Annotated in this window: 15 protein-coding genes; 10 read left to right on the forward strand and 5 right to left on the reverse strand. The window is 53.3% G+C overall.

Annotation, left to right across the window (positions count from 1 at the left end; translation table 11 throughout):
- The first annotated feature begins 96 nt into the window (after nucleotides 1-96).
- Nucleotides 97-1,209 carry a mannitol dehydrogenase family protein gene (locus C1J03_RS17425; RefSeq protein WP_114887742.1) on the forward strand — a complete coding sequence of 371 codons (1,113 nt, stop codon included), beginning with the start codon at nucleotides 97-99 and terminating at the stop codon, nucleotides 1,207-1,209.
- Nucleotides 1,209-2,186, forward strand: coding sequence for an aldo/keto reductase (locus C1J03_RS17430; RefSeq protein ID WP_114887743.1), 978 nt, complete (start codon nucleotides 1,209-1,211; stop codon nucleotides 2,184-2,186). Before C1J03_RS17425 ends, C1J03_RS17430 begins: the two co-directional genes overlap by 1 nt.
- Here C1J03_RS17430 and C1J03_RS17435 read toward each other — a convergent pair.
- Entirely contained in the window at nucleotides 2,183-3,088 is a 906-nt protein-coding gene (locus C1J03_RS17435; protein ID WP_114889062.1) for a GntR family transcriptional regulator, read from the reverse strand. The two genes, C1J03_RS17430 and C1J03_RS17435, sit on opposite strands and share 4 nt — an antisense overlap.
- A 166-nt stretch (nucleotides 3,089-3,254) precedes the next feature.
- Here C1J03_RS17435 and C1J03_RS17440 point away from each other — a divergent pair, with 166 nt between their 5' ends.
- From C1J03_RS17440 to C1J03_RS17460, 5 genes are read left to right on the forward strand one after another with little or no spacing between them, the layout of a single operon-like run.
- Entirely contained in the window at nucleotides 3,255-4,268 is a 1,014-nt protein-coding gene (locus C1J03_RS17440) for an ABC transporter permease (protein ID WP_114887744.1), read from the forward strand.
- Between the two features lie 33 nt (nucleotides 4,269-4,301).
- Nucleotides 4,302-5,243, forward strand: coding sequence for an ABC transporter substrate-binding protein (locus tag C1J03_RS17445; RefSeq protein WP_114887745.1), 942 nt, complete (start codon nucleotides 4,302-4,304; stop codon nucleotides 5,241-5,243).
- Nucleotides 5,244-5,303: 60 nt separating this feature from the next.
- Nucleotides 5,304-6,089, forward strand: a complete 786-nt coding sequence (locus C1J03_RS17450; RefSeq protein ID WP_114887746.1) for an ATP-binding cassette domain-containing protein — start codon at nucleotides 5,304-5,306, stop codon at nucleotides 6,087-6,089.
- Complete coding sequence (locus C1J03_RS17455; RefSeq protein ID WP_254694083.1) at nucleotides 6,086-7,102, forward strand: zinc-binding alcohol dehydrogenase family protein; 1,017 nt, start codon at nucleotides 6,086-6,088, stop codon at nucleotides 7,100-7,102. The genes C1J03_RS17450 and C1J03_RS17455 overlap by 4 nt, the downstream gene beginning before the upstream one ends.
- The gene (locus tag C1J03_RS17460; protein ID WP_114887747.1) at nucleotides 7,095-8,603 is read left to right on the forward strand and encodes a UxaA family hydrolase; all 1,509 of its coding nucleotides are present in this window, start codon (nucleotides 7,095-7,097) and stop codon (nucleotides 8,601-8,603) included. Before C1J03_RS17455 ends, C1J03_RS17460 begins: the two co-directional genes overlap by 8 nt.
- 281 nt (nucleotides 8,604-8,884) lie before the next feature.
- On the opposite strand, the gene C1J03_RS17465 is transcribed toward C1J03_RS17460, so the two are convergent.
- Together C1J03_RS17465 and C1J03_RS17470 are read right to left on the reverse strand one after the other, a co-directional pair.
- Nucleotides 8,885-9,070, reverse strand: a complete 186-nt coding sequence (locus C1J03_RS17465) for a DUF2783 domain-containing protein (RefSeq protein WP_114887748.1) — start codon at nucleotides 9,068-9,070, stop codon at nucleotides 8,885-8,887.
- 150 nt (nucleotides 9,071-9,220) lie between these two features.
- Nucleotides 9,221-10,672, reverse strand: a complete 1,452-nt coding sequence (locus tag C1J03_RS17470; RefSeq protein ID WP_114887749.1) for an FAD-dependent monooxygenase — start codon at nucleotides 10,670-10,672, stop codon at nucleotides 9,221-9,223.
- A gap of 175 nt (nucleotides 10,673-10,847) precedes the next feature.
- Here C1J03_RS17470 and C1J03_RS17475 point away from each other — a divergent pair, with 175 nt between their 5' ends.
- Together C1J03_RS17475 and C1J03_RS26120 are read left to right on the forward strand one after the other, a co-directional pair.
- On the forward strand, nucleotides 10,848-11,486 hold the full coding sequence (locus tag C1J03_RS17475) for a helix-turn-helix transcriptional regulator (protein WP_114887750.1): 639 nt from the start codon (nucleotides 10,848-10,850) through the stop codon (nucleotides 11,484-11,486).
- 192 nt (nucleotides 11,487-11,678) lie between these two features.
- Nucleotides 11,679-12,134 carry a GFA family protein gene (locus C1J03_RS26120; RefSeq protein ID WP_114887751.1) on the forward strand — a complete coding sequence of 152 codons (456 nt, stop codon included), beginning with the start codon at nucleotides 11,679-11,681 and terminating at the stop codon, nucleotides 12,132-12,134.
- Nucleotides 12,135-12,610: 476 nt separating this feature from the next.
- Here C1J03_RS26120 and C1J03_RS17485 read toward each other — a convergent pair whose 3' ends face one another.
- On the reverse strand, nucleotides 12,611-13,792 hold the full coding sequence (locus C1J03_RS17485) for an FMN-binding glutamate synthase family protein (protein ID WP_114887752.1): 1,182 nt from the start codon (nucleotides 13,790-13,792) through the stop codon (nucleotides 12,611-12,613).
- Nucleotides 13,793-14,253: 461 nt separating this feature from the next.
- The gene (locus C1J03_RS17490; protein WP_114887753.1) at nucleotides 14,254-15,105 is read right to left on the reverse strand and encodes an NAD(P)H-hydrate dehydratase; all 852 of its coding nucleotides are present in this window, start codon (nucleotides 15,103-15,105) and stop codon (nucleotides 14,254-14,256) included.
- A gap of 533 nt (nucleotides 15,106-15,638) precedes the next feature.
- Between C1J03_RS17490 and C1J03_RS25985 the strand changes: the two genes are divergently transcribed.
- Nucleotides 15,639-15,764 carry a hypothetical protein gene (locus C1J03_RS25985; protein ID WP_302661606.1) on the forward strand — a complete coding sequence of 42 codons (126 nt, stop codon included), beginning with the start codon at nucleotides 15,639-15,641 and terminating at the stop codon, nucleotides 15,762-15,764.
- Nucleotides 15,765-15,773: the final 9 nt, after the last annotated feature.

The raw sequence follows: 15,773 nt of genomic DNA on the forward strand, positions 1-15,773 counted from the left end.
CGATGAAGATATGGTTGACTTGAATTGTTTTGTATAATTAAAAACAACCAAACGTAAAGCGCTGACTTCAATCCGGCGTCGACGAAAGGACAGCCCTTGCAACCCACGCCCATTCTTCAGTTCGGCACGAGCCGCTTCTTGCAAGCACACGCTGACCTTTTCGTATCGCAAGCCATGGAGGAAGGTCAGGACGTAGGTCCGATCACCGTTGTGCAAAGTTCTGGTGATCCCAGCCGAACTACGCGTTTGGCCGCTTTGGTAGGGTCCTATCCGGTGCGCATTGAGGGGTTGGTTCATGGTGAAAGAGTGCAAGAAACGCTGGATGTAAAGAGCGTCTCGCGGACACTTTCCACGGCCAGTCAATGGGACGAAGTGGTCCGCATCTTCGTACAGGACGCCCAGATTGTTCTGTCAAATACCGGCGATGCAGGATTTGCGCCGCGACTGAGCGACGGGTCATCTACCTTCAAGCAGGCGATGTCCTACCCTGCCAAATTAACACAACTTTTACGTCTTCGGTTTGCCGCAGGCGCAGCCCCAATCCAGATCATGCCGATGGAGCTGATCGTTGACAACGGGACTGTCCTGAAAGCTCGAGTAATGGAACTGGCGAAGGATGACGCGCCCGATTTTCTTGCCTATCTAGAACGCAATGTGACGTGGGTGAATTCGCTGGTGGACCGGATCGTGTCGCAACCTCTTGAGCCAGCTGGCGCAGTTGCAGAAGCCTATGCGCTTTGGGCGATCGAGGATCAGCCCGGATTGGTCATCCCCTGTCGGCACCCCGCCGTACAGGTCGTTGCATCGCTGGCTGATATCGAGGCGTTGAAGCTGTTTGTCTTGAACCTTGGTCATACATTTCTTGCGGACCGTTGGCGCGCACGCGGGGGTAAGGATGATGTTCTTGTCCGGCATCTGGTCAACGATGCCAATGAACTGGGTCAGCTTAGGCACGTATTGCATCATGAGGTGCGCACCGCATTCGTCGCGGCCGATCTGGCGGAGCAATTCGACGCCTACGTCATCACCACCCTAGAGCGTTTTGCGAACCCTTTTCTGGACCACCGGATCGCGGATATTGCGCAAAACCATCCCCAAAAAGTGGCGCGAAGGATTGCGGCGATGCTGGCCTGGGCGAAAGACCGCGGGGATCTTTCACCGAAACCCATTCTGGCTGCAATCGTCGCCACCCATAAGGAACACACCTGATGTCCATTGTCACAAGACCTGTTGGTCAGACCAAAGTTTCGGTTACCTCATTATCCTTTGGGTGTGCCAGCATTGGCAATTTGGGCGGTGTCGTAAGCGACGCAGATGTGACCGCCGTCCTTCAGCACGCGTGGTCTGCCGGTATTCGGTACTTCGACACTGCCCCCCACTACGGGCGTGGATTGTCAGAGCAACGGATTGGCGTATTTTTGCGAACTAAGGCGCGCGACGCCTATATATTGTCAACCAAGGTAGGACGTGTCTTGTCTCAGGGGGCGGCGATGAAAGAGGCTGATGGTTTTGTCCAGCCTTTGGCGAATGACGTTCGGTACGACTATTCAGCGGATGGTATTCGCCAAAGTCTTGAAAGCAGTTGTGAACGGCTGGGGACGGATCATGTCGAGATCGTTTATGTCCATGACATCGGCGATTACACGCATGGTGCCACAGAAGGTGCCCGACATATGGAGGACCTTTTGGGATCTGGCATGGGCGCACTGCGCGATCTTAAGCAAGCAGGCCGGATAGGTGCCATTGGCCTTGGAGTGAATGAAAGTCAGGTCTGCATCGACGTCATGCAACGTGAGGCGCTCGATGTAATCTTGCTGGCCGGACGTCTGACTTTGCTCGACCGAGAGGCTGAGAAGGAGTTGCTCTATCGATGTGCAAAACAAGGCACGAGTTTGGTGTTAGGCGGGATTTTCAACTCGGGCATTCTTGCGACGGGGCCAAAGCCCGGCGCGTGGTTCGATTACGCGCCAGCGTCGCAAGACATCCTCGATCAGGTCACCGCATTGCAAGCGCGCGCCAAAGCCGTAGATTTGACGCTGGCTGAAGCGGCGTTGCAATTTGCATTGAACCATGACGCTGCCTGCTCCGTGCTGCTTGGCACCGGCAAAGTTAGCTCATTGGAGCACAATCTAGCGGCAGCAAACAAGCCACTCACTGAACAGGCGCGCAGCTTTGTGACGACCTAAGGTACGTGGCTGTTGACCTTCAGCGAAGTCAGCAAGGTCTGTTTTGAAGTGGCAAGATGGCGTCTCGCAGCTGCCTGTGCACGGTCCAGTTCGCGACTGCGCAATGCGTCGATATAAACAAGATGCTCGCGGATCGCGTTTTCATTGCGCACACGTTCGTCCGATTTATTCCACTGAAAATGGTAGTGGAACACCAGCGAGATGATCTTTTGAAACTCTTTCACGAACCGGTTTGTGACCACGTTATTGATGGCGGTGTGAAAGGTTTCATCCAAGTGTGAGAAATCATGATAATCCTCATCAATCCGGTCGAGAAGATCATTGTGATCGCGCTCTAGCTGATCAAGACGCGGCCAAATCTCATGGGAGTCGGGCAGCGTTACAATTTGGCTGACGGAATTTAGCTCAAGCAATGTACGGAAATCCGAGAGCTCGACCGCGTAGTCTTTTGTGAAGCCGTGCAGCACCCAGCCCCCCTTTGGACGCCGGACGACGATCCCGAAACGGCTCAGCGATGAAAAGAACTCTTGCAAGGTGTGGGTCGCGACGGAAAAATCCTTAGACAGTTGTGCGACGTTCAACATGGTGCCCGGTGGAACGTCCATGCGCAGCACCCAATCCAAGAATCGCCCTTCCAACTCGTCAATGTTCAACAAGACGGGTGGCGCTTCGGCTCGGTCTTCTTGGATCGAGCGACGTTTGATGACTTTTTCACGCCCATGTAGCTCAATTATGGATTGTTCATCCAATTGGGCCAAAACCCTGCGCACCACCGTTCGACTGACCCCAAGGCGCGATGCCAGCGTGTTTTCAGATGGCAAAAGATCACCAATATCCATTGCATCACAGATGCTTAACATTTCAGTGTGCGCTTCGACAAAGCGTGTGTTCGTACGGGCCATTGCGGTTTTAAATCCTGGTTCAGATATCGCCATCATACCTGTTTTTTACGAAATGTTCAAAAAAATTAAAAACATTTGACGGCGTGATTTCAGCGCCGTACGGTTTATTATTATTAAAGACAGATAACTCACGATCGGGTTGGTTTGTCATGGAAGGAAGAACAAAATGGCGGCCAATGACGGCAAATCAAAACTCAGCTTTTTACCCACAGGGTCAAAGCTGCACAAGTTATCGGCATTGCTGACGCTGATCTTGTTGATTTTGGCCTTTTCGTTCACCAGCCCGGCATTCCTGAGCGTAAACAACGGCCTGACTGTTCTGCTGCAAACCTCGGTTATCGGCTTATTGGCAATTGGCATGACGATGGTCATCATCACTGGCGGCATCGACCTAAGTGTGGGGTCGGTTCTGGCCTTGGCGGGGGTTGTCGCGGGCTTGGTCATCAAAGCAGGCGTCCCTGTCGTTCCAGCCATGGCGCTTGGCATCTTGGCGGGGGCGGCCTGCGGCTTCGTCAACGGCATTGTTATAACCAAGATGCGGATCACGCCGTTTGTAGCGACGCTGGGCATGATGATGATCGCGCGCGGTATAGCGCTGCAACTGACAGGTGCTGCCCCGATCAGCCGCTTGGGCGAAGCCTTCGGTACGTTGGGAAATGGCTCGTTTTTTCGCGCCGTCGAGATGCAGAGCAACGGTTTTCCAAAGGTTATCTTCGCCGGCATTCCCTACCCGGCTGTCTTGTTATTCATCATGGCGGTTCTTGGCGCGTTCCTTTTACAGAAGCGTCAGATCGGGCGGCATATCTTTTCTGTTGGCTCCAATGAAGAGGCCGCGCGCCTTTCTGGTGTCAACGTCGACCGCACCAAGATTTGGGCCTACTCAGCATCGGGTGCGTTGGCCGGGCTTGCAGGCATGGTTTTGATGTCGCGCCTTGTGACGGTGCAACCAAACGAAGGCGTCATGTACGAACTGGATGCCATCGCAGCCTCCGTCATCGGCGGCGCGTCCTTGATGGGCGGCGTCGGCAGTATTTCCGGCAGTATGATCGGATCATTTATCATCGGCGTTCTGCGCAATGGCCTGAATATGGCAGGCACCTCTGCCTTCATACAACAGATCATTATCGGGATCGTGGTGATCGGAGCGGTTTATATCGACCAGTTCCGAAATCGAAAATAACAACACTGACTAAGTCTTCAAAGGGAGGAAACCATGAAGAAATTACTGACAACAGCCCTCGTCACGGGCGTTCTTGCTACCGCAGCTTCCGTTGCGTCCGCAGGCGAAATCGCGGTGATCGTCAAAACGACGAACTCCAGCTTCTGGCAGAACGTAAACAAAGGCGCGACAGCGGCAATCGAGGCCCACAGCGAACACACAATGACGTTCAACGGCCCAGCTTCTGAATCTGCAATCGCAGATCAGGTTGCCTTGGTCGAAAATGCCATCAACCGTGGCGTTGCAGGCATCGTGCTGGCCCCTTCCGATCCAGAAGCACTGGCACCTGTCGTGCGCCGTGCGTTTGAATCCGGCATTCCTGTCACGATCATCGACAGTGGCCTGGCTGAAGGCAGCGACCAGTACTACCAGTCATTCTTGTCCACGGATAATTGCGCCGCAGGCCAGCAAGCCGCACAGATGATGATCGACAACGCAGGCAGTGAAGGCAAAGTCGCCGTGATGTCTTACGTTGCTGGTGTTGGATCCGAGATTGGCCGCGTCGGCTGCTTTGTCGAATATCTTGGCGAAAACTCCGAGATTGAAGTTGTTGGCCCGTTCTATTCGCAGTCCCAAATGGCGACAGCGCTGAACCAGACAACAGATATCTTGGCCGCGAACGGCGATCTTATCGGCATCTTTGGTGCTAACGAGCCAACTGCTATCGGCATGGGTCGTGCGATTGAGCAGGCTGGCAAAGCCGGTCAGCTGACAGCAATCGGTTTTGACGGCAACGCTGACCTGCAGGACATGGTTAAGAGCGGCACATTGCTGGCGACTGCAGTTCAGGGCTCCTTCCAGATGGGTGAACTTGGCGTGAATGCAATTGCTGACATTCTGGCAGGCAATGAAATCACTGACTTCATCGATACAGGTGTCGTCATGGTCACCCAGGAGAACATCGATACTCCCGCAGCACAAAACGTACTTTACTAATTGTGCATGGGTCGGCGCGCTTGTGTGTGCCGACCCAACTTTACTCTCATAGGATTTCAAATGTTGGACACAGCCCTTCCAAACACGCCCCTGATTCAAATGTCAGATATCGACAAGCAATTTGGTGGTGTCCACGCCGTACAAGGTGTGTCCGTTGATCTATACCCGGGCGAAGTCGTAGGCGTACTTGGCCACAATGGTGCGGGAAAATCCTGCCTGATGCGCATGCTGTCTGGCGCGATGACGCTCAGTGGTGGTCAAATAAATGTAGACGGTGAGAAGGTTGATTTCAAATCACCGCAAGATGCCAAGAAATATGGAATCGAGACGATTTACCAGACATTGGCATTGGCCAACCATCTGGACGCAGCCGCAAATCTCTTTTTGGGTCGTGAATTGAAGACTCGCTTTGGCAACCTTGATGAAGCGCGCATGTATGCTGAGACCAAGGATGCGCTGCACCAGCTCAATCCGAATTTTAAAAACCTCAGAGATCCCGTATCAAAGTTGTCGGGTGGTCAACGACAGGTTATCGCGATTGCCCGCGCGATCTATTTTCAGGCGAAGGTTCTGATCATGGATGAGCCGACAGCGGCACTTGGCCCGTCGGAGACAGCGATGGTTGCCGATTTGACAATCCGCTTGAAGAACGAAGGCATTGGAATTTTCCTGATTAGTCACGACATGCATGACGTCTTTGATCTCTGCGACCGTGTGATTGTCATGAACAAAGGCCGCAACGTTGGCGCGTTCCGCATCGAAGACGTGAACAAAGACGATATCCTGAGCCTGATCATCAAGGGCACTTTGCCCGATGATTGGACGCCACGAGGGCAAGGCGCATGAGCACCGATACAATGCTGGCCGGAGTCGTCGTTGAACCAGGAACCTTTGTTGTGCAGGACCGTCCTGTCATCACCGATATTCCCGAAGGCTGGGTCTTGATCGACATCTGCGCTGTTGGTCTGTGTGGGACCGACTATCATATTTTAGAGGGTAAGCACCCATTTCTCGAGTACCCCCGTGTTATCGGCCACGAATTGAGCGGCCGGGTGACAAAAGACGAAGGCGGCTGGTCTGCAGGCGACCTCGTGGTCGTAAATCCGTATCTGTCTTGCGGGAAATGCCGCGCCTGCAAACGTGGTAAGCCCAATTGTTGCTCGAAAATCGAGGTGCTTGGTGTCCACCGGGATGGCGGACTTGTCCCGCAACTGGCCGTCCCTGCGCAAAACCTCTACCCGGCAGATGGGCTGACCCCCTTACAAGCTGCAATGGTCGAGTTTCTGGCCATTGGTGCACATGCTGTGCGTCGTTCCGGGGTCTCCACGGGCGACACGGTTCTCGTGACCGGTGTTGGTCCAATTGGCATCGGTGCCGCGCTTTTCGCGCGCCTAGAGGGTGCTCATGTCACTCTACTTGACCTCAGCACTGAACGTTTGACGATGGCAGCCGATAAGTTTGGCTTGGACAGTGGGCACACCAGTTTAGAGGCTGCCCTCTCCTCCGTGGGCGGCGAAGGCTTTGACGTGTTGTTTGATGCGACGGGTCATGGCGGCGCTATTGAGGCGGGCTTTCCTGCGGTTGGTCATGGCGGTTCTTATGTTTTGGTCAGTGTCGTCAAAGATGACATCACGTTCAACGACCCTGAGTTCCACAAACGTGAAATGCGCCTGATCGGCAGCCGCAACGCACTTAAGGCTGATTTTGATTGGGTCATGTCGGCCTTCCGGGACAATCTGATTGATGCGGATGCGCTATGCTCCAATGTCCTGTCTCTCGATGACTTGACGACTGCTTTCAGCAAGCTGGCCTCGGACCGTGCGGGTCTGATCAAAGCGATTGTGCAACTAAATGACTGAGGGCGCTGAGGCCAAGACGCTGCGTTTGAACGAGATCGACAATGTGGCCATTGCGTTGACCGCTTTGGAAGTGGGTGAGGACATAGCGACAACGCCAATCCCACGTTCACATAAAGTGGCGACAGTCGATATCGCAGCTGGCTCACATGTACTGCGCTATGGCCAAATCATTGGCAAAGCGGATTGCTTTGTTCCGGCTGGCTCGCATGTGCATGACCACAACATGAGCATGAGCGACCATACCAAAGACTATGCGTTTGCATCAGCGGCCAATCCACTGCCTGCACCAGATCGATCTCGGACGTTCCAAGGGTATCACAGGGAAGATGGTCGCGTTGGCACGCGCAATTACATCGGCGTTTTGACGTCCGTGAATTGCTCTGGCTCTGTCGCACGTTTCATCGCGGAAGCTGCGGACAAATCCGGCTTGTTGGACGCCTATCCCAATGTCGATGGCATTGTGCCGATCGTGCATGGCAGTGGTTGCGGCATGGCCAATCGCGGCGACGGATACGATATTTTGCTGCGCACGCTGGCGGGATACGCACGAAACCCAAATTTCGGAGCGATCCTTTTGGTTGGGCTCGGCTGCGAGGTGCTTCAGCTCGCGGACCTTGTTGGCGACCGTAAAATCACCGCTGATGGCTGCTTGCGCTATATGACGATCCAGCAGATGGGCGGCACACGGCGCACAATCGAAGCCGGTCTCACCCACATTGCATCACTTGCCGTTTTTGCAAACCAAGCAAGCCGCAGCCCTGCGTCCGTGTCTGAGCTTGTGTTGGGCATGCAATGTGGTGGGTCGGATGGATATTCCGGCTTTACTGCGAATCCGGCCTTGGGTGTCGCCTCTGACTTGTTGGTCCAGCATGGAGGGACATCAATCCTGTCCGAAACGTCCGAGATTTACGGTGCTGAGCACCTTTTGACTCGCCGTGCTGTCTCCGCTGATATTGGGCAGGCGATTTTGGATAAGATCACTTGGTGGGAAGAATACTGTGCGCTGCATGGTGCAAAAATGGATAACAACCCCAGCCCCGGCAACAGACGGGGCGGCTTGACCACGATCCTTGAAAAGTCACTGGGTGCTGTCGCAAAGGGCGGGCAAGCACCGCTGTCCGGTGTGTTTGATTACGCCGCGCCGATTACGTCCAAGGGTTTCGTCTTTATGGACAGTCCCGGCTACGACCCCTGCTCTGTCACTGGGCAAGTTGCATCTGGTGCCAATTTAATCGCGTTCACCACGGGTCGCGGTTCTGTTTCGGGGTACAAACCCGCACCTTGCATTAAGCTGTCATCAAACTCCGATCTTTATGCGCGCATGGGCGAGGATATCGATATCAACTGCGGTGATATCGTCGAAGGTGTTGCTCTTGCTGCAAAGGGCGCAGAGATATTTGAAACGCTCATCGATGTCGCAAGCGGGAGAGCGACAAAAAGCGAGGATCTCGGTTTTGGTGGCGTCGAATTTGTGCCTTGGCAAATTGGGGCCGTATTGTAGCAAAGACGGCCCGCTGCATGGCGAGAAAAGCGGAAGGAGGTGCAATCCGTAGCAAGCTCGAGAGGGACTATGACCGGGTTGCGGACGGAGCGGCCGTTCGCCACTTTGCAAGCAATGACTGCTCTCAGCCCAAAGCAAGATTTCGATATGCAGACTGACCACAATGCCCACAGTACAAATAGAAGCAGACCATTGCCCAATACTGCAAGTTGGCATTCTTTCAGCATCCGCAGATGACGACATGGAGCCTACTCCTAAATCAGATAGAGATTACATTCATTTCAGTTTGAAGCATCGAGATTGATGCTTGCCATGTTGATGAGACTGAGAACGCGCTCAACATCATCGAGTTCCTTCGGAAGCAGCAGGGCAAGCTTGGCGAGAAACAGCTTAGATTTTTCTGCACCAACCATATCAAGAGCTTCTGCAAGGGCATCATATACGCGCTCTACATCGGTCGGGCTCATAGTTCTGCTCCTGCAATTGCATGTTTCATTCCAAGCATATTGGTGGCGGGCGTAGCCTCGTACCTGCGAGCGGCTATGTGCAGATCAGGACGTATAAGATAGGCGCTCAACGGACCGCCGTGCAGCAGGTTCCCAGCGTCAGACCCGGCCTCAACAACAATGATTCAGACCAGGAATGTCCAAGTTTTGCGCAAGCCCCTCCCCGAACACAATTAACGAGAAACCTTTTCCCAGCAGGTCCGACAGATACCCATCGCCCACGCGCGCTTCTGGCAACGCTGCCCCCGATGGCGCACCACCGGTGAACGTCGTATCATCGGCGATAACAACCGGGCTGTCTGCATAGGTGTACGGCGTCATCTGCCGCGGATTGGCGAGCTGCCCGGCAAACGGATGGCTGAGCGCGAGGTTCAAGGCCGCATCACGCATTAACGCCCAACCGCGTGTGGGCGGTGTCATGAACCGAGCGGATTTTGTGGCGTTGGCAAACACATCCAACGTGGCACCGCGCCGTTCGGGAGTATAGCTATCAAGTAGCGCAGGACTTGCTTTACCTTGCGTGACCCAAGCCAGCTTCCACGCGATGTTATGTGCGTCAGCCAAGCCGTTATTCAGCCCACGCACGCCGAAAATCGGAACGATATGCGCACTATCTCCTACAAAGAAGACCTGTCCGTCGCGGTAGTCATCAAGCGCAAGGGTGTTGGCAGAATAGGTGCTCCACCACTCCAACTCCCAATCACCATCATAGCCGATCTCGTTCAAAACCGCGCTGACAGAGGCACGCACCGTGCTCTCCTTCATCGCATCTGCCTCATCATCTGTATCGGCCAATTGATAGTCGATCCGCCAGATATTGCTCGGCTGTTTATGGATAAGGATTGTCGCACCGCGTCTGCAATCAGGATCAAACAAAGCACGGCGGATCGTCGGGTAACCAAGCGGCATCTGCACATCCGCAATCACATAGCGCCGCTCGTAATTATCGCCCTTCAGACGCAGCCCACGCATCTTGCGCATTTGGCTTCTTGCACCGTCGGCGGCCAACACAAAATTTGCCGCAATCGTATAGCAGTCATGAGCGTCCTCCACCTCAAGCCGCACGGCATTTGGGGTATCCTCAACGCCCGTGACCTTGCTTTGCCAACGTGCCTCGATAAGGGGTTCCTTCTCAACGGCATCCCATAGAAACTGTTCAATATATTGCTGTTGCAGATTGTACATCGGTCGGTATTTTTCTTGATCACTATCGGGCATTTCGAATTCAAGAGTTTGCTGACCTCGGTAAAAGCTCCGCCCGGTTGTCCATCCCGACGACTTTTCCAAAAACGGGGCAACAGCGCCAATGCGTTCAAAAATATTCAGGCTTGAGCGAGCTACGCAAATTGCACGGCTGCCGTCATTAAATGTAAGCTTTGCGTCGAAGAGAACCGACGCCACCCCGTCGCGCGCGAGGCCAAGAGCCGCTGTCATGCCAATGGGACCAGCGCCCACAATGGCAACTGAAACGGGGTCTGATAGGTGATCGCGATTCGACGGCGCATCAAAATACGGGTAGGTAAAATAGAGAGAATCCGTCTCGTTGCGTCCCTTAGGCCTCATGGCATCCTCCAAATATTTACCGGCAGGGTATGGGGTTAAGTCAGAAGCGTCTGTCCCCTTTTGCGGGGGACATGGTATGATATCGGCATGATATCGGCATGATATCGGCATAATATCGACTGCACACCACATCGCCCATTGCCTGGCGCGTTTGGGAACTGACGCCTTCGCGGAGATGTTTTGCGACTTTGTTGAAACACTCGGCATCGATCAGATCATGGTGTTTTCCATCGGCGAAAGCCAAGCATCCTGCCTTATGTCGCGCCATTTCAGCCAAACTGCTTTGGCGGACAAACTGGCATCAATGTATCTGGATGGCTGGTACAAGCGCGACCCACTGTTGCCTGAGTTATTGGCAGCCCATTCGGGCACGGTAACGCTGCGCCGCCTCAGCGAAATAGCCACGGAATTGGACGCTGACTACCGCCATGCGCTTTTTGATGCGCCTGGCCTTTTGGCCAAAACGACCTTGCTGTGTGTCTCCGGTGACCTCAGGCTGTTTGTAAGTCTATATCAAATGAGCACCGCCACTTCGCAGCCCGATCCGACTCTTTCCAGTTTAGCGGGTCGGCTTGCGTTGCTGCATTTTGAACGCCAGACTCAATCCGGCACGCCCACGGTATTGGATGTTCTAAGCAAACGGGAACGCGCCACTTGCTTGGGCATCTTGGCAGGCCAAAAGGCAGAACTGATCGCTGCTGAAATTGGCGTCGCACCCTCGACCGTCGTAACCTACCGCAAACGCGCCTACAGCAAACTGGGTATAAGCTCGCGGGCCAGCTTGTTTGCAATTTGCCGCGCACAGCAAACTTAAATTGCGATAGACAAGAAGCCACCATCAAGGGTGCGCCAATTCGGCTGAGACAAATGCCGGGAACGAACCAGTCTCTTCCTTCAAAAAAGGTTTCCCGACCCAATATCCGCCATAACGATATTTAGCATTTGCGACTTTATCGGCCCCGATCCTAGTATCGGACCAGGCTAAACAAGTGGCGGGGTTGAGAAGATGGCGATTACAGCAGCTTGTGAATGCGGACTATGCAGGGTCGAACTTTCTCGACTGCCAACAAAGCGCCTGTTTTGCCATTGTACGATTTGTCAGGAAGTCTACGGACAGCCTTACGCCGATGTATCAATAACCGATGCTCGTACGATCCACCCGTCGAACACACGGCCCATTACTTTTAGAAAACACAAGAAATCGCTCGCTCTTGATAGCGGCACTTGCATGGAGTGCAAAAGGCCGGTGCTGGGGCTTTTTAAGCTTTTTCCTGGTGTTAAACTCGCATTTCTACCTAGGTATACGCTTGGGAAAATGGCTGATGAAATAATGCCATGTATGCACATCCACTATCAGTCAAGGATCAAGGATAGCATAGATACTATACCAAAGTTCGAAGGTGAGCTTCGAAGTACGATTGCCTGCCTTGGGCCTTTTGTTTCGGCTTTTCGACGCCGGTAGCCCGACGATTACTTTTTTGTGCAATGCGCAAACGGCTATTTTGTTTGCCGCGACTCGTTCATAGGATCATGAAATCCGCTGCGCGCGCAACTATTGGCCGCTTTTCTGGCTGCAGCGCATCGTGTCCTGTGGGCCTAACGATCATCTCTACGACAAAGCTATCACTTATCTATGGACGCTTCTGGAGCTGGAGCGTTCAAGATGCACACCAACCACTAGTGCACGAAACTAGACGCCTAACTCTGCGCTAGTATTCCCACACAAAATGCAGCGTTTCAAAGGGGCACAAACATCCCCAACAGTCCTCTACGGCATGGTTTCGCACGCAGAAAGCTCTGGCGCTCGGCACATCGAGGTATTCCTAATCCGAGATGGCAATAACTCCGCCATCGCCTTCTGCTTCTTGTCCTTAGACGCAAAAAACCGGATGCCTTCACGGCCTCTGCCTTTGAATTCGTTAGGTTCCTTACTATCCTTTATTCTCCGGCCGTCAGCGGCAAGTATTCTGGCAGGATTTCTTTGTAGGGATATCGTTCATCCATCGCCACTGAAGTACCATTCGACTGCATGATACGAACATGTTTACGCTCGAGAAGACGCGGGCGCCCAACCCCGCAGGAATGTGAAATCACCTCGACCTCGTGGATTACATTTTTGCAAAAGTTGGCAACTTTGACTGACTTTCTCTCTGGATTGAGACCCTTTTGTAGACGCTTGTTGTGGGTCGTTATGCCTGTTGGGCAGGTGTTCTTGTTGCATTTGAGGGCTTGAATGCAGCCCAAAGAAAACATGAACCCACGGGCTGAGTTAATGAAATCAGCACCTGCTGCCAGCGCCCAAGCGACCTCCGATGGTGTCACAAGTTTACCAGAAGCGATGACTTTAATCCGGTCGCGCAAGCCGTGTTCTGTCAGGATATCAACGACGAGCGGCAGGGATTCCTTGATCACCAATCCAACGTTGTCCATCAACGGCATGGGTGCAGCACCTGTGCCACCATCGCCACTGTCGATGGTGATAAAGTCTGGCGCAGATTCAATCCCACGGCGGTGAATTTCTTGCGCCAAGGTGGACAGCCAACCATAACTTCCGACCACGGCCTTAAAACCAACCGGTTTGCCAGTCACGTCGCGCACATGATTTATCATATCAAGCAATGAGGCGGCATCGTTCACTTCGGGGTGACGGTTGGGCGAGATAGAGTCTTGGCCCTCCGGAATGCCACGGATAGCAGCAATTTCTGGAGTAACCTTTGCACCGGGCAGAATGCCGCCTTTACCTGGCTTGGCACCCTGGCTCATTTTTAGTTCAAACATGCGCACTTGCTCATGCGCCGCAACTTCTTTGAGTTTGGTATCTGACAGGTCGCCAGCCTCGTCGCGCACGCCGTACTTTGCTGTACCGATTTGGAAAACGACGTCGGCGCCTCCCTCAAGGTGATGGGGCGACAGCCCCCCTTCCCCGGTGTTCATCCAGCATCCAGCTAGTTTAGCACCTTTGGACAGGGCTCGCACGGCTGGTGCCGACAATGCGCCATAGCTCATGGCGGAAATGTTAAAGAACGATGGTGCACTATAGGGAGTCCGGCAATAAGGGCCGACAAGAAGGGGCTGCACTTCCTGCGCGTCTTCATCCAATGTTGGAAAAGGGCAGTTCATTCGTTCTTGCAGTTAATTGCGTTCAAAACGCAATGAATGTCCAACGGCTTGAGCTTCCTTCAAATGAGGTGCTGATCAGCTCCACCTGAGTGGTTCATTTGAATGATAACGCATGATTGGCTTGGGCTCCATCGGGACTATGAATTCCGGCTCCAGTCGGCGGGCTATGAAGCAAACCTCTCGCACGTGGGTGGAAGTTACGTTTGCAGGCCCAGTACCTTCATAGGACTGCGCCTCCTTGCACACCGATGTTACCCAAGAGCACCCGATTCACACGAGACTTCCTGAGCTTCTACAAAAGCTCAAATGCGCTCTGCCTCGAGGTGCCAAAAGTAATTTTGCATCTCGCATCTGTAGGCTTCGAAGTCGCTCTTTATCAGCATCCACGAGCTGTTTACCAAGCACTTGGTTTGTCGCTAGGAGGCTTTTGGTTCGGATAATTTGCGCCTAGCTGGTCTTAATCAACGGAAAACGCGTGGTAGTATTTCCGGGATATCTTCAGCGACTAGACCGGGACCGAATGCATCTGCGCAGCGAAAATGCAGATCTGCTGCGATCGCCGCCGCTTCGAAGCCGTCAAACCCTCGTGCAAGAAGACCGGTCACAAAACCTGCCAACACGTCCCCTGACCCTGCGGTTGCAAGCCAACTTGTGTTACGAAACGGCTTTGAAGAGACAATCATGGGCATGCGATCTGGCGCTGCGATGACTGTTTCGGGTCCTTTAAATAAAACTGTACAACCCACCTTTCTGGCAGCCTCTTGCGCGAGAGATACACGGCAGGACGTTGCTGCAAACATTTCAGGGATGAAGCGGCGCAATTCGCCCTCGTGAGGTGTCAAAACGCTTTGTGGATTTGAGATGTTTGGCAAGCTTGCCGACTTGTCAGCGAGCAGTGTTATAGCATCTGCATCAAGGCATGTCGGAAGCCCTAGGGTCAGAACATCTGCGAGTAGTTTTTTGCTGGCGATGTTCAAACCTAAGTTAGGCCCGATACAGATTGCCTGCGGCTTGATCGCAGCTAAATGCTCCTGAAAGTTGGTGTTTGCGGAGTAGGGTTTGACCATTATGGCATTCAGTTGGCCTGCATGTTCGGCAACTGCGTCTTGGTCGCAGACAACGCTGACCACGCCAGCCCCGATGCGTATCGCACCCCTCGCTGCCAATCTTGCAGCGCCACCTTGTCCGACCGGACCCGACACGATTGCCGCATGCCCGTAGCGATGTTTGTGTGCATCTCCTGATTTATTCAACGCCTGCCAGCGGGCATCAGTCATTTCAAAGACGTCCGCTTGAGGTTTTTGAGTTGCCACTATCGGCTCCCGGTTTGTTTCATTCGGCAAGGTCACTGTTACCCACAACTTTCAGCCGGTGGATTGAGATCAATCAATTCTGCAGCACAACATAAACCGTTTTCAAGCAGAAGGTGACGTGAAGGTCGACGCCGGAGTTGGTGGGCTGGATCATGCAACGGACAGGTATGAATAGAAAATTGCGCGTATTCGGCATATTTACTGCACTGTGAGAGTGTCCGCTATGCGAACAAAGCTGCCAAACAAAGCAATATTAGGAACCTCCGCTTTCGACCCCACGCAGCCGATTGTATCGAATTTATTCGTTACTTTGCAGCATCCACATTGCGGAAGTTCGAGGATCGCACGGCCATATCTTTGAAACAAATTTCTGTTGCGCGGGCCAAACTCAAAGTGGGCAGCGTTTCAAGCGCTTGTGACATAAAACCCGGCTGACAATCCGTCGTTTTTTAGAGACCAACCCCGCGTAAACTAACAATCTTCAACATTGTTTGTCCCGCCACCATGACTTTTCCTTGAGCGTGAAGGTCAAAATGATGGATATTGAGGATCGGTGTCGACGCTCTAGGTCAGCCCCGAAGCTGATTATCTTTTCACCGCTGGTTTCAGCGTTCTTTATCGATTTGGCCTATGCCGGTATCATCCAGTATTTCGTCTGACTAAGAGTT

Source organism: Sulfitobacter sp. SK012 (genome assembly GCF_003352085.1).
Taxonomy (GTDB): Bacteria; Pseudomonadota; Alphaproteobacteria; order Rhodobacterales; family Rhodobacteraceae; genus Sulfitobacter.

What these genes read in the sequence shown, in the direction of transcription:
- C1J03_RS17430 (WP_114887743.1), top strand. Translation starts at nt 1,209, where the DNA reads ATGTCCATTGTCACAAGACCTGTTGGTCAGACCAAAGTTTCGGTTACC.
- C1J03_RS17435 (WP_114889062.1), bottom strand. Translation starts at nt 3,088, where the DNA reads ATGGCCCGTACGAACACACGCTTTGTCGAAGCGCACACTGAAATGTTA.
- C1J03_RS17440 (WP_114887744.1), top strand. Translation starts at nt 3,255, where the DNA reads ATGGCGGCCAATGACGGCAAATCAAAACTCAGCTTTTTACCCACAGGG.
- C1J03_RS17445 (WP_114887745.1), top strand. Translation starts at nt 4,302, where the DNA reads ATGAAGAAATTACTGACAACAGCCCTCGTCACGGGCGTTCTTGCTACC.
- C1J03_RS17450 (WP_114887746.1), top strand. Translation starts at nt 5,304, where the DNA reads ATGTTGGACACAGCCCTTCCAAACACGCCCCTGATTCAAATGTCAGAT.
- C1J03_RS17455 (WP_254694083.1), top strand. Translation starts at nt 6,086, where the DNA reads ATGAGCACCGATACAATGCTGGCCGGAGTCGTCGTTGAACCAGGAACC.
- C1J03_RS17460 (WP_114887747.1), top strand. Translation starts at nt 7,095, where the DNA reads ATGACTGAGGGCGCTGAGGCCAAGACGCTGCGTTTGAACGAGATCGAC.
- C1J03_RS17465 (WP_114887748.1), bottom strand. Translation starts at nt 9,070, where the DNA reads ATGAGCCCGACCGATGTAGAGCGCGTATATGATGCCCTTGCAGAAGCT.
- C1J03_RS17470 (WP_114887749.1), bottom strand. Translation starts at nt 10,672, where the DNA reads ATGAGGCCTAAGGGACGCAACGAGACGGATTCTCTCTATTTTACCTAC.
- C1J03_RS17475 (WP_114887750.1), top strand. Translation starts at nt 10,848, where the DNA reads ATGTTTTGCGACTTTGTTGAAACACTCGGCATCGATCAGATCATGGTG.
- C1J03_RS26120 (WP_114887751.1), top strand. Translation starts at nt 11,679, where the DNA reads ATGGCGATTACAGCAGCTTGTGAATGCGGACTATGCAGGGTCGAACTT.
- C1J03_RS17485 (WP_114887752.1), bottom strand. Translation starts at nt 13,792, where the DNA reads ATGAACTGCCCTTTTCCAACATTGGATGAAGACGCGCAGGAAGTGCAG.
- C1J03_RS25985 (WP_302661606.1), top strand. Translation starts at nt 15,639, where the DNA reads ATGATGGATATTGAGGATCGGTGTCGACGCTCTAGGTCAGCCCCGAAG.